This window comes from candidate division KSB1 bacterium, assembly GCA_022566355.1.
Taxonomy (GTDB): Bacteria; Zhuqueibacterota; JdFR-76; order JdFR-76; family DREG01; genus JADFJB01.
Window position 1 is genome coordinate 1 of sequence record JADFJB010000033.1, and the last position, 23,326, is coordinate 23,326.

The following is a 23,326-nucleotide window of genomic DNA, read 5'->3' on the forward strand; positions in this document are numbered from 1 at the left end:
AGAAAAGCGATTGAATCGGTTTTTAGAGTAGACTCAATTGAGATTCAAAAACTTTTTTCTTGGGTTTGTTCATTTCAATACCACGAACTCAACATGCTAATTTAAAATTGAAAAATTTGATTAATTTCTAAAAAGTAATTTGAAGTAAAAACGAAAATGCCGATAAAATAAATAAGATAGTCGATTTTCGCTCATTATTATCTTGACATCTCTTTTGCGATGTTATATTATTATCTTCGAATTTACACCCTTTAAACCAATCCAGTGAGATGGCAAGGGTCAATTCGGAGAAACTATCCTCCGGAATCCCCACCTCTTTTAAACTGGAGGTTTTTTTATGTCCGCAAGTTGAGAAATGATCAAACGAATAAAATCGAAGTTGATGGACCAGAAAGACCTGGAGCGTACGGTTACCCGTTTATCTCATGAAATAATTGAGCAAAATAAAGGCACTGAGAATTTGTGTGTCATTGGCATTCGGACACGTGGTGTATACATCGGCCAACGCATCAAAAAAAAGATTTCAGAGATTGAATCCAATGCAATTCCTTTTGGGATTTTGGATGTTACTCTTTATCGTGATGATTTCAAATTTAAACAACCACAAGTTCATGTGACTGATATTCCATTTGAAATTGATGGTAAAAATTTGGTTTTGGTTGATGATGTGCTCTTCACGGGCAGAACTGTTCGTTCGGCTTTAGATGCTTTAATGGATTTTGGACGCCCGGCAACAATTAAATTGGCTGTGTTGGTAGATCGCGGTCATCGAGAATTACCGATCCGGCCGGATTTTGTTGGTAAGAATTATCCGACATCCCATGACGAAGAAATTCGAGTAAAAGTAATAGAGGAAGACGATGAGGATGCGGTCTTTCTCGTTGAGGTTGACAAACCAACATTTTAAAACAAAACAAAATGTAAGGACTTTAATAAATAAAATATGCAAACACGCAAACACTTGTTGGGTTTAGAGGGGATGCCCCGTGAAGAAATTCAATCCTTTCTAGATACGGCGAAATCCTTTCTTGAAGTACTCTCCCGTCCAATACCCAAAGTTCCTATACTACGTGGAATTACAGTTGTGAATCTGTTTTTTGAGCCGTCTACAAGAACACGTATGGCTTTTGAACTTGCAGAGAAACGCCTGTCTGCAGATACGCTCAATTTTGCCGCATCCTCGTCCAGTGTTCTAAAAGGAGAAACGCTGAAAGATACGGCATGTAATATCGAAGCTATGAGAATTAATGTAGTCGTTATTCGACATTCCGCTCCTGGTGCTCCACACTTTCTAGCCAATTGTTTGAAATCATCAGTGATTAATGCAGGTGATGGAGCACATGAACATCCGACACAAGGATTGTTAGATATTTTTACATTAAGAGAGCATTTCGGTAGTTTGGAAAATTTAAATGTACTAATCGTTGGAGATGTGACTCACAGCCGGGTGGCTCGATCAAACATTCATGGCCTGACAACAATGGGTGCGAATGTTTCCGTTTGTGGTCCTGCAACGTTATTGCCATTTGAAGCAGAATCTTTGGGGGTCACATTGGTGAACAACTTAGATGATGCTTTATCTGAAACCGATGCGGTAAATATATTACGGATTCAACTAGAAAGGCAGAAAACCGGGCTATTCCCAAGTTTAAGAGAATACCGTAATCTATTCGGTTTAACAATGGACAGGTTGGAAAAGGTTGGTCGGGATATTGTCATCATGCACCCTGGACCGATAAACCGGGGTGTGGAAATCGATTCTGAAGTTGCAGATAGTAAATATTCGGTCATTTTACAGCAAGTAACAAACGGTGTGGCAATTCGCATGGCCGCACTCTACCACGTCGTTGGGGCAAGTGGATTGGTGGAATCGAACTAATTATGTTATGGATTAGGTTGAAGATGATATTAAGGTCAAGTTAAATGCATAATGTTGAAAATATTCTGTTTAAGGGAGGAATGGTTTATGATTCAACCTTAAGAGAATTTAAAGCATCAGATTTATTGATTGAAAATGACATTATCCAAAAAATTGGACAGATCCAAGCTTTAGGTACAAATCTTGAAGTCATAGATGTCAGTGGAAAGATCATCACACCTGGCTTAATTGATATGCATGTTCACCTTCGAGAACCCGGTAGGGAAGATGAGGAGACGATTATTTCCGGTTGTCAGTCGGCGATGGCCGGAGGATTTACGGCAGTTTGCTGCATGCCCAATACCAACCCTGCTTTACACCACCGTAGTCAAATTGAATTTGTGAAAAACCGTGCAAAAGATTTGTTGGTAGATGTTTTTCCAATTGGAGCTGTTACGAAGGATCGCGCCGGAAAAGAACTTACGGAAATGGGGGATATGTTAGACGCAGGAGCCGTAGCATTTTCAGATGACGGCGAAACGGTGGAAACTGCTGAAATGATGCGATATGCTTTGGAATATAGCAAAATGTTCAGCGTCACGATTATCGATCATTGTGAGGATCAATCACTCGTACGTGATAAAGTAATGAATGAAAGTAAAATTTCAACGTTATTGGGCCTTCCAAGCGCTCCAACTGTTGCTGAGGATATTATTGTTGCTCGCGATATTATGCTGGCTGAATTTACCGGAGGCCATGTTCATATTGCTCATATATCAAGTGGCAAGTCAGTAGAACTGGTCCGGGAAGCAAAAAAAAAGGGCATTCAGGTAACTGCCGAGGTTTGCACGCATCATTTTGTTTTGACCGATGAAGCAATCCGGGCTTTTGATTCAAATCTACGTGTGAATCCTCCGATCCGAACTGAGAAAGATGTTGAAAAAATTATTGAAGGATTAAAGGACGGCACAATCGATGCCATTGTAACGGATCATGCGCCTCATTCAATCGAAGAAAAAGACGTTGAATTTTCTGCTGCAGCTCCTGGTATGATTGGTTTGGAAACTTCAGTTGGTTTAGTGATGAAGTTTTTGGTTACAGAAGGACATCTTTCACTGGTGGATATTGTTGAAAAAATGGCTATTAATCCCAGGCGAATTTTGAAATTACCGGTTCCTGAAATAAAAGAAGGAGAAAAAGCGAATATCTCCATTCTGGATCAAAATTTAGAGTGGAAGGTGGATAAATCTACATTTAAATCAAATTCCCGAAATACTCCATTCGATAATTGGACTTTAATTGGAAAAGCTTTTGGAGTCTACAATCATGGGATATGGTGCTGTGAAATGTAATAATATAAAAGAAAGACGTAAAATTGTTTACGGTTCCTAAGGAAATATTTTTAACACGTGGAGTTGGTCGTCATAAGGAAAAGCTTGCTAGTTTTGAGTTGGCCCTCCGAAAAGCCGAAATTGCCGAGTTTAATTTAATCCGAGTTTCAAGTATCTTTCCACCTGGCTGTCATGTAATATCAAAAAGATTTGGACTTAGCAAATTAACTCCAGGTCAGATTGTCCCTTGTGTTATGAGTCAGAGTGAAACCAACGAACCTCGTCGATTGATGGCAGCATCGATTGGTCTTGCTATACCAAAAGAAAAAAATCAATATGGCTATTTATCCGAACACCATAGTTTTGGTGAAAATGATGATACTTCCGGTAATTATGCAGAAGACTTAGCTGCTGAAATGCTCGCCACAATTTTGGGAGTGCATTTTGACCCGGATAAAAGTTGGGATGAAAAAAGAGAACAGTGGAAGATTAGTGGAAAAATTGTCAGAACCCGAAATATTACTCAAACTGCCCTGGGTGATAAAAGCCGGCTTTGGACTACTGTCGTTGCAGCTGCGATTTTGATCGTATAAGATTTTTAATGATAAATAGTACTATTTTTTCTGGGGATATTTATGAAGAACTTCACAACCTTTATTATACTTGAAATCAAAAATGTTAAATTTTCTTGGCTTAGATCCTAAATACTCAAATTTGGAATCAGCAAAATATTGTATATTTCCCATTCCCTACGAACGAACAACCACTTTTGGTAAAGGCACGGAATTCGGACCCAAATCGATATTAGAAGCATCACAACAGGTTGAACTCTACGACGAAGAGTTAAATAGTGAACCTTATTTAGCTGGGATTGCTACATTGCAAGCCCTCACATTTCCTGAGAATTTGGATATAAATGACTGTATCGATCTAATCTATTCGACTGTGAAAGACTATTTATCCGATAATAAATATCTTTGTTCACTTGGAGGCGAACATTCAATTACATTCCCAATAGTCAAAGCCCATTTGGAGAAATATCCGAATTTGCAGGTTCTGCAGATTGATGCCCATGCGGATCTTCGTCAAGAATATGAAGGATCTCCTTATAATCATGCTTGTGTTATGGCAAGAATTCATGAATTAACTACGTTTACAAGTGTAGGTATCCGATCACTTTCAATCGAAGAAAGTGAATTCATTCGGAAAAATAATTTGCCTGTTTGGTTTGCGCGACAAATGGCTGGTAATACTCACTGGATGTTTGAAGTTTTAGAATCGATTCAAAACCCGGTCTATATAACGTTGGATGTGGATTATTTCGATATTTCCATCATGCCGGCAACTGGTACACCGGAGCCGGGTGGAGGACATTGGTACCCAACGCTTCAATTTTTAAAACATATGTTTTCTGAAAAAGAAGTGGTCGGATTAGATGTTGTTGAATATGCGCCCCGAGAGAATGATCATGCCTCCGGATTTATGGTTGCGAAATTTCTTTATAAGATGATTGCTTATTGGGAAAACGGTAAACGTGAGAAATAAGTTCCTAAAATGCTTAAAGTTGTAAAGTGCCTAAATTGATAATTACAAAACATTAGGGACAGACCAAAGAAGAAACGGAGATGAGGAGAATTGAGTCTTGGAAAGATGACAAAAAAATTGTACCCTATTGTCAACTTTTTTTAAGACGGCACTCTTGATATCTGGTATCTGGTATCCGGAATCTGGTATCCAGCCTCCAGCTCTAAACTCTATCTCAAATTTTTTACTTTAGTATTTGTCCCTCAATTGCTGTTGACAAACCAAACAAACTTTATTACATTTAACAGTTTTGGAATTAGAGGTTCCTAAAACTTACGTAAGATACGAAATTTAAAGGAGTTAGATGTTGAAAACATTTTCTGCCAAAAAGGAAGAAGTTAAAAGAAAATGGTATGTGATCGATGCTGAGGATCAAGTCGTGGGAAGATTGGCAACAAAAGCAGCGACAATACTCCGAGGAAAGCATAAACCCATTTTCACACCGCATGTGGATACGGGTGATCATATTGTAATTATCAATTGCGAAAAAGTAAGACTTACCGGGCGTAAATGGAGTCAGAAAGCATATCATCATCATACGACTTACCCGGGCGGCTTAAAAACAATTATTGCGGATAAATTACGTGATGAACATCCGGATCGCATCATTAAATCAGCAATATGGGGTATGATACCTCACAACAGACTTGGACGCCAAATAATGACAAAGTTACGCATTTATGCTGGTTCAGATCACCCGCACAGTGCTCAAAAACCTGAAGCTTTGGAAATTAAAGCTTAAATTAAATTGGAGTTAATGAATGAAAGATAATAGGTATTACGCAACTGGCCGGCGAAAAGAATCCGTTGCTCGTGTTTGGATGACTCCCGGGTCTGGAGAGTTCAAAATAAATGGCAGATCTCTTCTCGATCATTTTAAGCGAGAGACATTAAAGATGTTAATCGAACAACCTTTTGAAATTACCGAAACCAGTGGCCAATATGATATTAGCGCAACTGTCAATGGCGGAGGTTTATCAGGTCAAGCCGGGGCGTTACGACTGGGAATTTCACGTGCGTTGCTTCAGATAAATGATGAAATGCGACCACTCTTAAGAAAGGCAGGATTTTTAACACGCGATCCTCGCATGGTTGAACGTAAGAAATACGGCCAACCCAAAGCGCGTAAGCGTTTTCAATTTTCGAAGAGATAAATTAATAAATATATTTTAAGAATATTAGGAGAATTTTAATGCCGGAAGTTTTGTTAGAGCAACTTTTAATGGCAGGATCACATTTTGGGCATCTTACTCGAAAATGGAATCCCAAAATGAAGCCATATATTTTTATGGAACGGAACGGGATTCACATCATCGATTTGAAAAAATCATTAGTATCATTAAAAGTTGCTTTCGATGCTGTTAAAGAAATTGTTAATCGCGGTGAAAAAGTACTTCTTGTGGGAACGAAAAAGCAGGCCAGGGATATTATACGTTCACAAGCTGAAAGATGCGGAATGTTTTATGTAACCGAAAGATGGCTTGGAGGCACGCTTACGAATTTTAGTACGATTAAAAAGAGTATAAAGCGTTTGAAAAACCTTGAAAAGATGGCTATTGATGGAACCTTTGAGAAAATCACAAAAAAAGAAATATTGCGTTTGACAAGAGAACAAGAAAAAATGGAAAAATTCCTTGGTGGTATCAAAGATATGAATCTACTACCTGGAGCAGTTTTTATTGTTGATCCCAAAAGGGAAGATATAGCAGTTGCTGAAGCCAAAAAACTGAATATCCCGGTATTTGCGATATTAGATACCAATTGTGATCCTGAAGAAATTGATTATCCGATACCGGCAAATGATGACGCATTTAAGTCCATTGGATTGATTACACATGGTTTCACAGACGCGATTTTGGAAAGCATGGAAGAGCTTAAGATAGCTGAAGAGGTGGAGGCTGAGGAGAAGGAAGAAGAAAAAGAAGAGAAAGCTGAAGAAAGCAAAGAGGCTTAATGAATCGAGTCGCTTCGAATTAAAATTGCATTTGATTTGTTAAAAGCACTCGTTTCACCGAGTGCTTTTTAATAGTTATTAGAATATTAGGAAGGAGTTTTATTAAATGTCGATTACAGCTGCAATGGTGAAAGAATTAAGAGAAAAAACCGGTGCAGGAATGATGGATTGCAAGAATGCGCTTCAAGAAGGTAATGGTGACATTAAGAAAGCAATCGAATATCTGCGAAAAAAAGGTATGGCAGCAGCTCAAAAACGTTCCGTACGGACGACGAAAGAAGGTATCATCGATGCATATATTCACCCCGGAAATCGCTTGGGGGTTTTGATTGAAGTCAATTGTGAAACCGATTTTGTTGCAAAAAATGAAGAATTCAAAAAATTTATTCGAAATATGGCCATGCAGGTGGCTGCCTCAAATCCATTGGTAGTTCAAAAAGATGACCTTAGCAAGGAAATGATCGAAAAAGAGCTGGAAGTCTACCGCAGCCAGGCTAAAGAAGCGGGCAAACCGGACAATCTTATTGATAAAATTGCCCAGGGAAAACTCGGTAAATACTACCAGGAAGTATGTTTATTGGAACAAAGTTATATTAGAGATCCGGGAAAAACGGTTCAAGATATGGTCACTGATATTCGATCAGTAATCGGTGAGAATATTGTAATCAAACGTTTTGAAAGATTTCAACTCGGCTAGATGGAGCTGTTCAAAAAATCATTTTGCTTAATAGATTTGGAATGATATTTAAACAAATTCTTAGTCAAGGAGGACCGAAGCATCAGTCAACTAATTCATAAACGTATTCTCATTAAACTAAGCGGCGAAGCCCTGATGGGCTCTAAATCGTTCGGAATTGAAGCTGAAGTTGTTAAGTATATTGCACATGAGATAAAAAGTGTATATGATCTTGGGGTTGAAATTGGGATTGTGATTGGTGGTGGTAATATTTTCCGAGGATTATCTGCACATGAGCAAGGATTTGGTCGAGTTACCGGGGATCAAATGGGAATGTTAGCAACAGTCATCAATTCACTGGCAATCCAAAATTATATGGAACATTTAGGTATACATACGAGGGTGCAGACTGCAATTCGTATGGAGGCGCTGGCGGAGCCGTATATTAGAAGGCGAGCGATTCGCCACCTTGAAAAACGCCGGATCGTAATTTTTGGTGCTGGAACCGGCAGTCCCTATTTTTCAACCGATACGGCGGCAGCGCTTCGGGCAATTGAAATTGAAGCCGGTGTTATATTGAAAGGAACCAAAGTAGATGGCGTTTATGCAGACGATCCTAAAATTGTTCCGAATGCAGAACGATTTAAAAAAATTAGTTATATTGATCTGCTGAATCGCGGCTTGAGAGTTATGGATTTTACGGCTGTAACTCTCTGTATGGAAAACAAATTACCCATAATCGTTTTTGATATGAATAAGCCTGATAATTTTAAACGATTAATGCTTGGTGATGAAGTAGGAACTAAAATTACCGGTGAGCAAAATGAAAAGTGAATTCCATAAAGATGCTGAAATAAGAATGAAAAAGACCATTGAATCGTTGAAACATGAATTTGGTCATATTCGAACCGGGAAAGCCACAACTGCCCTGCTAGACGGAATAAAAGTAGAATATTATGGTAACCCGGTACCTATTAACCAAGTGGCAAATGTTAGTGTCCCGGATATTCGAACGCTTGTAATTCAGCCCTGGGAAAAGAATATGCTAGGCGAAATTGAAAAAGGAATTTTAAAATCTGATTTGGGATTAAACCCTGTGAATGACGGTCAGGTTATCAGGGTTCCAATTCCTGTATTAACCGAAGAGCGCAGAAAAGATCTGGTCAAGTTAGTGAAGAAATTAGCGGAAGAAGGTAAAATCTCTTTAAGAAATATCCGCCGCGATGTGAACGATCATATCAAGAAGCGAGAAAAAGATCACGAAATTTCGGAAGATGCGGCTCATGCCGAATTGGATGATATCCAAAAAGTAATCGATAGCTTTTCGGGAAAAATTGATGAGGTGGTGGTTGCCAAAGAAAAAGAAGTTATGGAAGTCTAAAATTCCATCTTCTTCTTTTTATTGTTTTGCTATTGCCCTAACTCCCCAATAAGGCGATCAAATTTCTTTGAATTTATATCCTTTCTAATGCATAATTTACTATGCCAAAAAATCAAATAAACACCTGTGTTTACATTTATTTAGATCAAGTTGATTATCATCCTGTCTGGGATTTGCAAAAAAAACTTTCCGAAGCGCGTCGTCTTAACGAAATACCAAATGCATTACTTCTGTTGCAACACCCGCCGATTATCACAATTGGAAAATCCGGAACGGACGCTAATCTTCTTGTGGAATCTGAATATTTGACAAAACACGGTGTCGAACTAACCAAAACCGATCGCGGAGGTGATATTACATACCACGGCCCCGGTCAATTGGTAGGCTATCCAATTTTAGATTTGACAGAGCTAAAGAAGGACATTTTTTGGTATTTACGTCAGATAGAACAAGTGATTATCAATACGCTGCAGCAATTTAATATTGAAGCCACTCGAAATAAGAACTATACGGGTGTTTGGGTGAATGCTGAAAAAATAGCTGCCATTGGGGTAAAGGTCAGCAGGTGGATAACCTCCCACGGTTTTGCATTTAATATCAATCCAAATTTGGAACATTTCGAATTGATCATTCCTTGCGGCATTCAGAATAAAAGCGTAACTTCCTTGGTAAAGATCGTCGACAAAGCTATTACTGTTGAAGATGTTTTACCAACTTTGGTAGATCAATTTGCTGCTGTATTTCAGGTGCGAATGATGCCGTTCAACCATTCAACCTGGCCGATACTTACCCATTACCTGGATAAATTTATTGGTGCTGGTAAGTTTTAGTAATCCGAAAGATCTTAAATTTTGGATAATAATTGTGGATCATCATAATAATATGTAACTTATTCTTCAAAATATTATGTCAGGATGAAGAATATTACAAAATGATTGTATCCACCTTTATAATTAAACATCTACGATGTTTTTAGTTATTTATACGAGATCTTATAGATCCATCCTAAACGAGGATAACTCAAATCTGTGGATAGCTCATTCCTTATGAGTTAAGTTATAAATAACCTCGTAGAGATTTTATTTTTGTAGATTTGGAGTTGATCAAGGTTTTCAAATCCTCGTAGAGGATTAATAATTAAGGATCATGAATAGTTTATGTACCGTACTTATTCTTCAAAAATAGGCACTAGCTTTAAGACCATCCGTTCAATAAATAAAATAAATCTTATTGTTTGGAAATGTTATCATATCCGCTTACATTTTCAAATCAAAAAGTATGCAGCTTTATGATGAACCATAATTGTATGATATTTGGATTAACCTCATTTTTTTTATCGAAACCTTATTTTTAGTCCTATAATTCGAAGCATTTTTATATTTTTGTAGCTTATATTTGTTAATCTAATCCAACAAAAAAGTGGATAGGTAATTTTTTATAAAGAGTGGATTTGGAGTTACTGATGACTGAAAAAAATCACCATAAAGTTGTGATCATCGGATCAGGACCTGCTGGATTGACTGCCGCACTGTATAATTCACGCGCTATGTTAAATCCGGTGGTTATTGATGGAATAGAACCGGGTGGGCAATTGATGATCACATCTGATGTTGACAACTATCCCGGTTTTCCGGAAGGCATCCTTGGACCGGAATTGATGGACAAGATGCGTAAACAGGTTGAAAGATTTGGTACAACTTTCATCAATGGACATGTCGAAGAGATTGATGTAAACAAACGGCCATTTCAGTTAACGGTTGATGATGATAAAATACTGGCTGATTCGATTATCATTGCCTCGGGAGCATCAGCAAACTGGCTTGGACTTGACTCGGAAAACCAATTAAAAGGCAAGGGTGTTTCCGCATGTGCAACCTGTGATGGTTTTTTCTTTAAAGAAGAGGAAGTAGTCGTTATAGGCGGTGGCGATACGGCTCTGGAAGAAGCTTTATTTTTGACTAAATTTGCAAAAAAAGTTACTGTTGTGCACAGACGCGATCAACTACGTGCTTCGAAAATTATGCAGGATAAATCTTTTGCAAATCCAAAGATTGAGTTCATTTGGGATTCCGTTGTCGAAGAAGTCCTCGGTGTTACAGAAGGTAAAGTAACCGGCGTGCGATTAAAAAATATCAAAAGTGGTGAAACCAGTCAATTGGATTGCCAGGGATTTTTTGTCGCCATTGGTCACACACCAAACACTTCACTTTTTAAGGGTAAACTGGAAATGGACGTAAATGGATATATTTTGACAAAAAACGGAACGACCTACACATCCGTTCCCGGTGTGTTTGCGTCTGGTGATGTTCAAGATTCAGTCTATCGGCAAGCAGTTACCGCAGCCGGCACAGGTTGTATGGCGGCGATCGATGCGGAAAAATTTTTAGAAGAAAACGGCGTTCATTGAAAAAGTGTTATCTCTGGGGCGGTTAAGAATTTCTTGATAGTTCTTCTATAAATTATTAGAATTAGTCGCTTTAAAAACTGTTGTTTTATTTTTGTTCTATTGAATATTATCTTGCGTTTCAAAGATAAATAATCAAAAAGGTGAAACATCATGCAATTAGACGTAATGATGCCGCAATTAGGCGAAAGTGTGATAGAAGGAACGATCATTAAATGGCATACTGAAATTGGCCAGACCATTGAAAAAGATGACATATTATTAGAGATCAGTACAGATAAAGTTGATACTGAAATTCCATCGCCTCACAGCGGAAAAATCATTGAGCTCCTTGCGAAAGAAGGGGACACTGTCCAAATTGGCTCGGTGATTGCAAAATTGGAATCAAACCAGGCAGGAGTTGTGGATGTACAGCCAACAGATGGAAAGCCACAAAAACAAGTTGAACCAGGGATACATCCCGAAACTTTAATGGATGAGACTAAAGAGATCGTGGAAATTGACAAACCAGGAGTGCGGGTTTCAGGACGATTCCTATCTCCATTGGTTCGCTCCATTGCCAGACGGGAACAGATTCCCATTAACGTTTTAGAAACTTTGCCTGGTACCGGTAAAGACGGCAGGTTGCGTAAAGAAGATATACTGCAATACCTGGAGCAAAGAAAAACCGGTGTGATTTCGGAAAAAGAATGGGTAAGTGAGCCTGCTACCCAACCTGCATTTAAATTCGATGGCGATGTGAAACGGGTTCCAATGGATCACATACGCAAATCCATAGCAATTCATATGGTGTCAAGTGTAAGAACTTCTCCGCATGTAACTTCCATTCATGAAGTCGATGTAACGAGTATCATGGCTTATATTGATAAAAATCAAAATTCATTCAAACAGCGTGAAGGTGTGAAATTGACGGTTACAGCTTTCGTCGCCCAAGCTTCTGCCCGTTCTCTAAAAGAAATGCCCGTTGTTAATGCCTCAATTGATGGGACTGATATTATTTATCATAAGAATGTAAATCTGGGTATCGCGGTTGCCCTGGAAAACGGCCTGATTGTTCCGGTTGTGCGCAATGCCGATCAGTTAAGTCTATCAGGATTGGCCAAGTCAATTTATGATCTCGCCACACGGGCCAGGACAAAAAAGCTCAAGCCCGATGAAGTTCATGGAGGCACTTTTTCTATTACCAATTTTGGGGTTTTTGATACGATAATTGCTGCACCCATTATCAACCAACCCCAGGTGGCCATTCTCGGAATCGGCAGCGCAAAACAGAGAGTAGTGGCGGTTGATGGAATGATTACAATAAGATGGATGATGTATCTCGCCCTGACTTACGATCATCGCTTATTGGACGGCGCTAAGGGTGGGCAATTTTTACAAAGAATGACTCAAATTTTGGAAAATGTCGATGATTAAAGTTGATGAAAAAACAGATATTAAGAGAATCCCAAAGCCGGACTGGTTAAAAGTTCGGTTGCCATTTGGACAAAAATATAGTGAAGTTAAGGATATTGTCAAAAGTAACAAACTGAATACGGTTTGTGAAGATGCACGGTGTCCTAATATTGCCGAATGTTGGGGAAGGGGCACTGCGACCTTCATGATTTTAGGTGATATTTGCACCAGAAGCTGTGGATTTTGTGCGGTGAAAACAGGATTGCCGACCGAGTTGGATTTATTTGAACCCATTCGCGTTGCCAATGCAGTAAAAAAAATGAACTTAAAGCATGTCGTCATCACTTCGGTAAATCGAGACGAGTTGCATACAGGCGGAGCAGAAATATTTGCTGAAACGATTAAACAGATTCGGGACAAAGTGCCTGGCTGTAAAGTTGAAATCCTTACTCCCGATTTTAAAGGAGTTGAAGAAGCGCTCGATATTGTAGTCGATGCAAACCCTGATATTTTCAGTCATAATGTGGAAACAGTGCCAAGTCTTCACAAAATTGTTCGGCCGCAAGCCAAATACGAACGTTCTTTATACGTGCTGGATTATATGAAACGGAAAGGCTTAATCATAAAATCCGGTTTGATGCTTGGGATTGGGGAGAAAAATGAAGAGGTCTTGTCAGTCCTTAAAGATTTACGCAGAATATTAGTTGATATCATCACAATGGGTCAATATTTGCAACCTACCCCAAAACATTTACCCATAGATCGGTTTGTTACACCCGATGAATTTAATTGGTTTAAAAAAGAGTGTCTGGATATGGGTTTTAAACATGTTGAATCCGGTCCGTTGGTTCGCAGCTCATACCATGCAGATGAGCAGACGGTTTGTTGATTGATTAATCGGCTTAAACCACTACCTCGTAGTGGTACCCTAAATGGTTTTACACCGAGAATTAATTAACTTATACTTCCTTAAAAGCTATCCTAAGCTCTTAAGGAGGTATTATCATAAGTAAAAGTAAAATGAAACACATTCTGATATTGTGGTAGCAGAAATCGTCGCTTTTGCGAAAGTAAATTCTGGAATATATCTTGATTTGATCAAAAAGCAGCTTAATAGTACTTCCTGGTATGATGAGATAAAACAAGCTTCATTAATGCGCTGGGACAGTTAGAAGACAAAAAAATATTCCGGTAATGAAAGAAATACTCAAGTGATGACTATTCCGGTAATGTCAGGATAGACGCTCTGAGCGTCTGAGAATCTTGTGACGCAGAAGATAAAGATTTGCATAGGTTATTGATAGGACTTAATGACTCGTCGGATTATACGATTCAAGAAACTGCCAGAGGAACGTTAGGTCGGCTTTATATGACGGAGAGTATACCGACATTAGAACTATCGTCTCGCATAATGCAGATGCAAACCTAGTGGCTAGGCTCAAAATGCTTTGTCTGAAATAAAGCGCATTGTAAATAGTAAATAAAAAATTAAGTTTCTAACAGTTATATTTAAAACAAAGTAAATGGAGGTTACTATGAAGAAGATTTATACAGGCATAATGTGGGTAATCCTGGTTTTTATGATAGGATGTGGAGAAGATCAACAAGCTGTTAAATCCGTACCCAAACCAGAGTTTATCTTAACCAGCAGTCAAACACATAACCGGTTCAGCAGCGCTATTCCTCCAGTTATTAAAGTTCCATCTGGTGCGATTGTGGAAGTTTATACAAAAGAAGCGACTGATGGACAGCTTACAAAGGAATCAACAGTTGCAGATGTTGCCAATTTGGATTTTGACCTTATACATCCGTTAACCGGACCTGTATATGTGGAAGGGGCTCAACCGGGTGATATCCTCGCTGTGACTCTGCATGAAATAGAGGTTGGAGATTGGGGCTGGGCTTGTATCATTCCTGGTTTTGGGTTCTTGGCTGATGAATTCACCGAACCTTATCTGAAGATATTCACCATTAATAAAAATGCAAAATCCACGAAGTTTAATGATAAAATCCAAATACCGCTACAACCTTTCCCCGGTGTGATGGGCGTGGCGCCTGCTACCGAAGAGATGCTTTCCACAATTCCACCCCGAGAAAACGGTGGAAATATGGATAATCGTTATTTAACAGAAGGTGTGACGGTTTATTTTCCGGTATTTGTCGAAGGTGCATTGTTTTCCATTGGGGATACCCACGCCGCCCAGGGAATGGGTGAAGTTTGCGGAACTGCAATCGAATCTCCTATGAGAATTATTTATGAAGTGAAGGTGATCAAAGGGGAACGCAAGATCTCAGAACCACAATACGAAACGGATGAATATTATGCAGTCTCGGCTTTTGCACCAACCTTGGATGAAGCCGCAAAAAAAGCTACTCGATTTATGATAGACTATTTGGTGGAGGTACATGGATTGGAGCGTGCGGACGCTTATGTTCTTTGTTCACTGGCCGGAGAACTCAAAATTGTGGAAGTTGTGGACGTTCCTAATTTTCTGGTTGCAATGCATATGCCTAAGAAGGTTCTAGGAATTTAATTGAACTCATGAAAATGAATTTGTTAATTACTCCATTAGCGAAATATTTTGATCATTTCAAAATTAAATTAGTAGAATAACCCAATAAAATAAATTTGCTAAATAAATGGAGAGTCAAAATGCATTATAGATTAATCAGATATTATACATTTATCATCTTTATGCTATTTATATTTCCATCCCAAGTAACCAGCCAGGTGAGTATAAGTAAAGGAATAAAATTTGGTCTGAATATCGCTAAGTTTACAGGAGATGATGCTGAAGGATCCGAGAATTTAACCGGTCTTGTCGTCGGTGGCCATTTACGTTTTGGCGCTGGTTTTTTATCAATTCAACCTGAACTTCTTTTCACTAGAAAAGGGGTAAAAACAAATGACATTGAAGAGGGTACCGAAATAAAAATTAAGAATGATTATTTGGAAATTCCTGTCCTGATCAGACTTGGATTTGGTCATTCTCCCGGTTTAAAACCCAGTCTCTTTGCGGGGCCATCTGCATCCTTGCTTGTGAACAGCAGGGGCTTAACAACGTTCGGAGGAGGTCAATCATCTATTGAAGTTGATGCCAACCATCTATTCAAAGAATTTGAACTGGGATTTGTTATTGGCGCCGGTATTGATTTTACACTCGGGTTTAGAACATTACTATTTGAAGTAAGGTATTCAGGAGGACTGTCATCGATAGATGATTCAGGAGATGACGGCGATATAAAAAATAGTGTAATATCTATAATGGGTGGTTTGGCTTTTTAAACCATTCTTTCTATTTCAAATTATTAAATTCCTATTTGTTTAAAATCGCAGCTTGTTGTTAAAAATCTAGAATTCTACAATCAAAGCATTATTTTCAAGCTTTGTTATTAAATTATTCCTACATTTCAATTGACTAATAATAATTAAAGGTGTGTTCATTCTAAAAGGTGGGATACCGATTCCATCGCTGTCATAAGTATTTGTTTTTATGTATCGATTTTTTTTTAGAAAAGCGATTGAATCGGTTTTTAGAGTAGACTCAAAGGTTTAATACAAAATAAAAATAACTGGAGGTTTGCAATAAATCTGGGCTATTCACCTTGGTTAATATGAAATTATAAAGTATTATTCGACCAATGATTGGAGGTAGTTTTAAATGAAAAAGTCTGTACCAGTAATATCTTTATTCGTTTTAATGTCTCTCTTAATAACATCTGTTTCTTTTGGCCAGGTTGGCTTTGGTAAAGGAATCAAAGCTGGTTTGGTAAGTTCTACATTAACAGGTGATGATGTAAATGACAACGCCGATCGACGCTCTGGATTTGCAGCCGGAGCCTTTATTAATTTTGGCCTAAGCCCGCTCCCGTTATCCATTCAGGTGGAAGCGCTCTATGTTATGAAAGGAGCCGATGAAGAGGATGTTGAAGAAGAAATTACATTTAACACAGAATTAAAGTTTACCTATTTGGAAATTCCTGTTTTAGCTAAACTTACAGTAGTAGCTCTACCGGGACTTAAACTGCAAGTTTTTGGCGGACCATCATTAGGTATTCTCCTGAGTGCCAAATCCAAACTAACAGTTGGCAATGAATCAGCTGAAATTGATATTAAAGATGACGTGAAAAGTACAGATTTAGGATTAGTGCTAGGAGTCGCTTTAGGAATCAGTAAAATACATTTTGATGTAAGATACATAATGAGTATGTCCACTATAGACGAAGTTGATGAAGATGATGTAAAAAATAGTGTATTAATGGCAACAGCTGGAATCTCACTGTAAACCAGCATTATTTGACTTGTATGAAGCCCCTTAACTATTAAGGGGCTTTTTTATTAGATGAAAAACAATTCTTAATTTTCATTTGGAACGAAAACGGTTTCCAAACCATTCAACTTGTTATCATTATTAACTATTTGAGAATTTTTATTAGTAAGGAAGATGTAGTTTGTTTAAACCGAAGATTAAAGTCAAATCCATTATTCTAGTTTTTCATTTTATAAATCTACCCTTATTCGCTCAATCAATTATTCCTTTAGATTATCTGTATTCAATTGGATCATCCGGGGATAGCCTTGGACAATTTAATAATCCGCAAGCCATAACTATTGGATCATCGGGGAATTTATATGTTGTCGATACCGGTAATAATAGAATTCAAATTTTCGATCTTGAAGGAAACTTTATCAAATATTTTGGTGGATTAGGCCAGGGTCAGGAACAATTTGATTCTCCATTAGATATCAATTTCCAGGACGGATTAAACGTATTTGTCACCGATTTTAATAATCATAGGGTATATCGTTTAGACCGGCAATTAAATGCAATTTCCATCATTTCCGGAGAAGTGGCTTACGGAAACGTCGAAAATTTCTTCTTCCCGAAAAGTATTACAGTTTCCAAACAAGGTGATATTTTCCTTGTTGAAGGTGAAAATAACAGTGTGATAAAGTTTGATTCTTTCTTCAAACCCATCTCAAAATTCGGTTCAATCGAAACCGGTGAAGGATATTTAAGTTCACCGACACAAATCGAGAATTTAGGCGTGGGATTTCTTGTTGTCAGTGATAAGCAAGCCGGCCACCTCGTGGTATTTGATTATTTTGGAAATTTTATCCGATTTTTAGGGGGCGAAAAATTGCAGGAGCCGTCAGGGTTGTTTTATTGGAATGAAAGAGAATTACTGCTAGTAACGGATATAGGTACTGGAAAAATTCATGCCTTTAAAAGGGAAAAATGGATTGTCGAATTGGTTTCAATACAAAAATCAGATGAATCAAAATGGCAGACACCTGTTGACATAGCTGTGTTTGAAAACAGAATATTTGTGTTGGATCAAAAGAATAGTTCAATTTTAGTTTATCAAATATTGTTGAACCAAAAAGAATAATAAAGTTGCCAACTCGAAATGATGGATTTGTCCAGACGTATGACAAAGGGAAATTGAGGGGCTTCAAGATCTTGCCGTAATGAAAATATCACCATACATTTTGATATTGATTTCTCTCCTTCTTTTTTGTGAAAGCCAGGCACAAAATCAATCGTACCGGAAATTTCAACGTATCGTTGAAAAAATTAAAATCAATCAAGCCGATACACTGTTGCAGCTTAGGTATACTTTCATTGTTCCACAATCGGAAGAAATCGAATTCAAAAGCAGATCCCTAAATCGAGAGGTTGATTATCAAATTGATTATCGATTAGGAATTGTACGCTTATCAACGGAAACAATAAAAGAAGACTCAATCCGGATATCCTACCGGATATTACCGATTCAATTGAAACCGAATTACCAATTTATGCCTTTTGTCCTTTGGCAGCCTAAACCGGAGCGAGTCAAAAACTCAGCAAACAATGTTGGATCAGTTCAGAAAAAAGATGTCTCAGATATTTTTGAGAATAGCCAATTGCGGCGAAGCGGTAGTTTAACCAGGAGTATTTCGGTTGGCAATAGACAGGGGTTACAAGTAGAATCTGGCTTGCGTTTACAATTGGAAGGGAAAATCACCTCGGATGTGCATGTAGTTGCCATGCTGTCTGATCAGAATATTCCCATTCAACCGGAGGGCAATACCCAAACACTGCAGGAAATAGACAAGGTTTATATTCAAATCCGGGGCCCGAAAATTCAGGCGCAATTAGGCGATTTTAATTTAAAATATTCAGGCGGGCGATTTGGTAATTATAATCGAAAACTGCAGGGAGCCATGCTGCAATACTCGCAAGGGTCCGGTACTGCCACAGTTTCCGGGGCAGTTTCAAAAGGAAAATTTCAGACCCAAAGATTCACCGGACAGGAAGGGCTTCAAGGTCCATATCAATTGCAAGGCAGCCGGGGTGAGTCAGAGATTATTGTGTTATCCGGAACAGAAAGAGTATGGGTGGATGGCGAACCGATGATACGAGGTGATGAAAATGATTATGTGATAGATTATGGCAACGGACAAATAACATTTACACGAAAACGTCTGATTACCGGTGATTCAAGAATTGAAGTTGATTTTGAATTCTCTGACTTCAATTTCCAAAGGAATTTGTACAGCGCTCACCTGAACGGAATAGGATTTGATAACAAATTGAAATACAACGTTTTATTCATCCGCGAAGCCGATGATCCCAATAACTTGCTGGAGGTCGGCCTGAATGATCAAGAACGGATTATTCTTGAAAATTTGGGTGATGAAACTGATAGTGCATTCGTAGAAAGTGGAAGGTTTGTTGGCCCGGGGAAAGGCAACTATACCCTGGTTGATTCACTTGGACAACAAATCTATCAATTTGCTGGAAATGGCCTGGGAGATTATTTGGTTCAATTTACTTACAAAGGTGTCGGCAACGGTGAATATAGTTATGCAGGTCAAGGCCGATATCGATTTACAGGTTTAGGTAATGGCAACTATTCACCAAAACGGATTCTACCCATCGCTCAAAGCCAGAATCTTACTTCATTCTACCTGCAGTTTGATCCGAATGAAATTTTGCAATTTTCGGGGGAATTCGCGTTGAGTCTAACAGATAGAAATTTAATGTCAGCACTGGATGATAATGACAACCTGGGCTCGGCATTTCAAATTCAGGCTCGGATTAGTCCCCGGAAGCTTCAATTTGGGAAAACATCGGTTGGTAGTGTTCAACTTTCGGGATTATGGCGGGAAAAAGGGAAAAGATTTTTTGAGCTAAGCCGGGATGAAGAAGTGGAATATGATAGAAAATGGGATTTGTCAGCAAATGGCGGTAGACAAGGAGAAAAGGTTAGAGAATTAAACTCAACCTATTTACCATTTAAGGGAGGGCAGTTGAGATTGAATTGGGGAGATTATCACCAGGATAATTTTATTTCGTCTCGGCGATTGCTTTCGGAATTTTCACTGAAAAAGCCAAAATTTCCTGAAATTCAATATCGGGAAGAAAGCATTCATCGCTCCGATCAGGCAATCCGGATCAATGGAGATTGGTTTCGACGATTGGGATCCGCACAATACCGGGTTTGGCGAATTCGTCCCTTTTTTAGATATGAAGGAGAAAATAAAAAAGACATTTCGTTTTCTGATTCATTGAGAACCGGTTTTAATTTTGATGATTTCTCTTATGGAATAGGATTTAAGATTGCAAAACCATTAGAAATTAGTATCAGGCAAAACCTTCGAGAAGATCAACAAGTAACCGATGGTGGTTTGCAGGATTATTCAAGAGCTGAAGCTACATTCATCAAAATGTCATTAAAACGTTGGCGCAACTTGCAATTGAACCTTGAACTAACCAACCGGAAAAGGGAATTTGTTCAATCGGATTTACCCGAAAAACGAACAAGGTTAACAGATTTTGTGGGGATCTATTCTCCCTGGAAAAAAGCTTTGCAGGCTGATCTCAGGGTAAGGATGTCAAATACCCAAATTTCAAAAACCGAGCAATTTTATTTTAAGGTAGATGAAGGTAGAGGGAATTTTCGTTTCGAAGAGGAATTGAATGAATATGTTCCGGATATTTTTGGAGATTTCATTCTTCGTACTTTGGCAACCGGAGAATTCGAACCGGTAAATGAACTCTTAATGAATGCAAAAATTAAAATTAAACCTCAATTGTTTTGGGGAAAAACCAATAAAAAACAATCTAAACTAAAACGGTGGCTGAGCAGTATTTCGTGGTTGACTTATTTCTCGTTTGACGAAAAAAGTAGACGAGATAGTCCCTGGAAAATTTCATTTGGCGGTGCCGATAAGATTTTTCCGGATGAAGAAACGGTTTTTGGCAGGTACCTGGTTCGGCAAGATCTAAATTTTTTTGAAAATGTTTATACCAGATCCTTGAGGATCAGGTGGTTGTCGAGCCTTGAGAAGAACAACAGGTTAACGGGAGGTGGACAAGAATCAAAAAGGAATGAAATATCCATTCGGTTTAAATCAAAAGTATCAAAAAAATATTCATTGGAAACGACTCTTAGTGAAATTAATATCGAGCGTCTTTTTGAGTCAGCAACCCGGGTGGATCGAAAGATTTTATCAAGAGGCGGTAAGTTGCGTTTGAGCTATCGTCCAAAATCTGTATTGGAAATTGCTGCCGACTTAAAATTCAAGCACGATTTGGATCGAGTTAAAAGTCCGGGAACCAGCGCTAACCTAATAGGTATTAAACCTAATTTCAGCTATGCTTTACGAGGCAGAGGCCGGTTAAGAGGTGAAATCGAATTCTCGAAAGTTACTGTCAAACCATCCAATGCGATTATTCCATACGAAATGGTAGATGGCCGTCGTGAAGGTCGAAATTTTAACTGGCTGTTTAGTTTTGATTATCGTGCTTCATCACGGGTGATGATCTTATTTAGCTACCTGGGCAGGCAATTACCCGGAAGAGATGAACTGCAACATATCGGCAAAGTAGAAGTAAAGGCATACTTTTAATGGAACTTGAGTTCAAAATTAATATCCAAAATCCTATCGTGATGAGCCTGTTGATCCCAGTAGGATTTTTCATAAGTATCTGTCCTATAAATGTTTTGGGCCAACACTATCAAGATGAAGAAAAAAAAATAAAATATTTAAACTTTTCCTTTCATGGCAATAAGGTTTACAATAATCGGCAAATTAGAGAATTGCTGAATTTACCCAAAAGTGTTAAAAATTCTAATCAGAATGATAACCTCGGACAAACAAAAATACAATTCGAAAACAATTTACAAAAGCTGTTGTCAGCATACCAAAGTGAGGGCTTTCTCGCCGCTAAAGTTGACTCGATATTTTGGCCGGGTAAAAGTAAAAAACGTCAGACCGTAGAAATATATTTTTCAGAGGGTGAACCGTTCACTATTAACCAATTGCTGATCATCGGAAATTCGGCCTTTTCGAAACAGCAAATCAAACAATTTATGAGGGCAAGTCCAGGTGTAATTTTTAAGAGTCAGCAATTGGCGGTGGATGTGCAGGAAATAATAGCACGCTATGCTGCCGAAGGATATTTGTTGGTCAATGTGGAAATTCAAAAAATAGATATTCGTTTTCAGGATGGCGTAGTTGACATTTTGTTAGTAATCAAGGAAGGAAAACCCATCGTTCTGAAAAGAGTTGAAATTACCGGCAATACGAATACACAAAATAAAGTCATCTTACGAGAGTTGGGATTCAATAAGAATGAAATTCTAACAAGCAGAAAAATATCTAAGATCAGTGAAAAAATAAAAAGGTTGAAGTATTTGGAATTAACGGAACAGCCGAAGCTTACTTTTTCTCCTGACTCTTCAGCAATCCTTTTGCTCTCAGTCCGAGAGAAAAACAGTTCACAATTCGATGGCATTTTAGGATTTAATCCAAAACAAGGTAACCAGAATGAATATTTATCCGGCCAGGTTAAAATTAATTTTGAGAATTTATTGGGTACAGGCCGGTCTTTCCGGGCTTATTGGGCTAAACAGAATGCTAACACCCAGAGCCTGCAATTGAACTACGAAGAACCCTGGTTGGGTGGACAGCCAATTCACGGTAGAATTAACCTGGAGCAAACTGTTCAAGACACTACTTTTGTGCGTAGAAACTGGCAGATGGGTTTACGGGTTTTTGTTTTGGAGGATATTGCCGTTGTTGCTCAAATTGGCAGAGAAAGTGTGTTGCCGGATTCTATCGGGCGAGCTGTTTACCAATTACCCAGGAGTCTGGCAGATAGGCTGCGTTTACAAGTCTCAATGGATAATAGAAATCATCCATGGAATCCGACGGCTGGGTTGTTGTATGAAACAAGTGTCGATTTCCTTAAAAAACGAATTGAGCCATTAATTCCCGGCGAAAGTGGGCAAAAGATAAACTTTCACCGTTTAAGCTTTGACCTGGAATTTTATCAAAAACTATTTGGCAGAAATGTTTTGATGGCTGGATTTCATGGGAAACTGGTCAAAATGAATGGATTTAGTATACCTATTGATGAGCTGTTTCGATTGGGTGGGGCAAGTGATCTTCGTGGTTATCGCGACGATCAATTCATGGGTGAAAAAATCGCATGGGCTAATCTGGAGTATCGATTGCTTTTGGATAGAACATCACGGCTTACAATGTTTTTGGACTTAGGATATATCGAGCGAGGTAACAATTCCGGAACTTTGGACAAAATTTACAAATCGGGTTATGGTTTTGGTTTATGGACTCAAACCGATTTAGGAATCATCGGATTTGATTTTGCTCTCGGAGAAGGAGATAGCTTCTCACAGGGTAAAGTTCACATTCGGTTGATTAATGTTTTTTAGTTTACTAAAATA

At 38.4% G+C, this 23,326-nt stretch carries 21 protein-coding genes; all 21 read left to right on the plus strand.

What is annotated here, in order from left to right:
* The first annotated feature begins 355 nt into the window (after positions 1–355).
* Positions 356–907, plus strand: a complete 552-nt coding sequence (gene pyrR, locus IIC38_07750; GenBank protein MCH8125838.1) for a bifunctional pyr operon transcriptional regulator/uracil phosphoribosyltransferase PyrR — start codon at positions 356–358, stop codon at positions 905–907.
* Positions 908–943: 36 nt separating this feature from the next.
* Positions 944–1,879 (plus strand): aspartate carbamoyltransferase catalytic subunit, encoded by a 936-nt coding sequence (locus IIC38_07755; protein ID MCH8125839.1) that lies wholly within the window; start codon positions 944–946, stop codon positions 1,877–1,879.
* A 44-nt stretch (positions 1,880–1,923) separates the two neighbouring features.
* Positions 1,924–3,210, plus strand: a complete 1,287-nt coding sequence (locus IIC38_07760; GenBank protein ID MCH8125840.1) for a dihydroorotase — start codon at positions 1,924–1,926, stop codon at positions 3,208–3,210.
* A 23-nt stretch (positions 3,211–3,233) separates the two neighbouring features.
* Entirely contained in the window at positions 3,234–3,782 is a 549-nt protein-coding gene (locus tag IIC38_07765) for an arginine decarboxylase, pyruvoyl-dependent (protein MCH8125841.1), read from the plus strand.
* Positions 3,783–3,864: 82 nt separating this feature from the next.
* Positions 3,865–4,734, plus strand: a complete 870-nt coding sequence (speB, locus tag IIC38_07770) for an agmatinase (protein ID MCH8125842.1) — start codon at positions 3,865–3,867, stop codon at positions 4,732–4,734.
* Between the two features lie 343 nt (positions 4,735–5,077).
* Positions 5,078–5,515, plus strand: coding sequence for a 50S ribosomal protein L13 (gene rplM, locus IIC38_07775; GenBank protein ID MCH8125843.1), 438 nt, complete (start codon positions 5,078–5,080; stop codon positions 5,513–5,515).
* A gap of 19 nt (positions 5,516–5,534) precedes the next feature.
* The gene (rpsI, locus tag IIC38_07780; GenBank protein MCH8125844.1) at positions 5,535–5,927 is read left to right on the plus strand and encodes a 30S ribosomal protein S9; all 393 of its coding nucleotides are present in this window, start codon (positions 5,535–5,537) and stop codon (positions 5,925–5,927) included.
* A 38-nt stretch (positions 5,928–5,965) separates the two neighbouring features.
* Complete coding sequence (gene rpsB / locus IIC38_07785) at positions 5,966–6,727, plus strand: 30S ribosomal protein S2 (protein MCH8125845.1); 762 nt, start codon at positions 5,966–5,968, stop codon at positions 6,725–6,727.
* Positions 6,728–6,833: 106 nt separating this feature from the next.
* The gene (tsf, locus tag IIC38_07790; protein ID MCH8125846.1) at positions 6,834–7,424 is read left to right on the plus strand and encodes a translation elongation factor Ts; all 591 of its coding nucleotides are present in this window, start codon (positions 6,834–6,836) and stop codon (positions 7,422–7,424) included.
* Positions 7,425–7,505: 81 nt separating this feature from the next.
* A complete protein-coding gene (locus IIC38_07795) occupies positions 7,506–8,237 on the plus strand; it encodes a UMP kinase (protein ID MCH8125847.1) in 732 nt (243 codons plus the stop codon).
* Positions 8,227–8,784, plus strand: coding sequence for a ribosome recycling factor (gene frr, locus IIC38_07800; protein MCH8125848.1), 558 nt, complete (start codon positions 8,227–8,229; stop codon positions 8,782–8,784). The genes IIC38_07795 and frr overlap by 11 nt, the downstream gene beginning before the upstream one ends.
* A gap of 116 nt (positions 8,785–8,900) precedes the next feature.
* On the plus strand, positions 8,901–9,614 hold the full coding sequence (gene lipB / locus IIC38_07805; protein ID MCH8125849.1) for a lipoyl(octanoyl) transferase LipB: 714 nt from the start codon (positions 8,901–8,903) through the stop codon (positions 9,612–9,614).
* A 632-nt stretch (positions 9,615–10,246) separates the two neighbouring features.
* On the plus strand, positions 10,247–11,191 hold the full coding sequence (gene trxB, locus IIC38_07810; GenBank protein ID MCH8125850.1) for a thioredoxin-disulfide reductase: 945 nt from the start codon (positions 10,247–10,249) through the stop codon (positions 11,189–11,191).
* A 150-nt stretch (positions 11,192–11,341) separates the two neighbouring features.
* Positions 11,342–12,604 (plus strand): 2-oxo acid dehydrogenase subunit E2, encoded by a 1,263-nt coding sequence (locus tag IIC38_07815; protein ID MCH8125851.1) that lies wholly within the window; start codon positions 11,342–11,344, stop codon positions 12,602–12,604.
* Positions 12,591–13,472, plus strand: a complete 882-nt coding sequence (gene lipA, locus IIC38_07820; protein ID MCH8125852.1) for a lipoyl synthase — start codon at positions 12,591–12,593, stop codon at positions 13,470–13,472. Before IIC38_07815 ends, lipA begins: the two co-directional genes overlap by 14 nt.
* A gap of 646 nt (positions 13,473–14,118) precedes the next feature.
* On the plus strand, positions 14,119–15,117 hold the full coding sequence (locus IIC38_07825) for an acetamidase/formamidase family protein (protein MCH8125853.1): 999 nt from the start codon (positions 14,119–14,121) through the stop codon (positions 15,115–15,117).
* A gap of 119 nt (positions 15,118–15,236) precedes the next feature.
* Positions 15,237–15,869, plus strand: coding sequence for a PorT family protein (locus IIC38_07830; GenBank protein MCH8125854.1), 633 nt, complete (start codon positions 15,237–15,239; stop codon positions 15,867–15,869).
* Between the two features lie 376 nt (positions 15,870–16,245).
* Positions 16,246–16,869 (plus strand): PorT family protein, encoded by a 624-nt coding sequence (locus IIC38_07835; GenBank protein ID MCH8125855.1) that lies wholly within the window; start codon positions 16,246–16,248, stop codon positions 16,867–16,869.
* Between the two features lie 166 nt (positions 16,870–17,035).
* Positions 17,036–17,977 (plus strand): NHL repeat-containing protein, encoded by a 942-nt coding sequence (locus IIC38_07840; protein ID MCH8125856.1) that lies wholly within the window; start codon positions 17,036–17,038, stop codon positions 17,975–17,977.
* A 79-nt stretch (positions 17,978–18,056) separates the two neighbouring features.
* Positions 18,057–21,485 carry a hypothetical protein gene (locus tag IIC38_07845; protein MCH8125857.1) on the plus strand — a complete coding sequence of 1,143 codons (3,429 nt, stop codon included), beginning with the start codon at positions 18,057–18,059 and terminating at the stop codon, positions 21,483–21,485.
* Entirely contained in the window at positions 21,485–23,314 is a 1,830-nt protein-coding gene (locus tag IIC38_07850; protein MCH8125858.1) for a BamA/TamA family outer membrane protein, read from the plus strand. The genes IIC38_07845 and IIC38_07850 overlap by 1 nt, the downstream gene beginning before the upstream one ends.
* Positions 23,315–23,326: the final 12 nt, after the last annotated feature.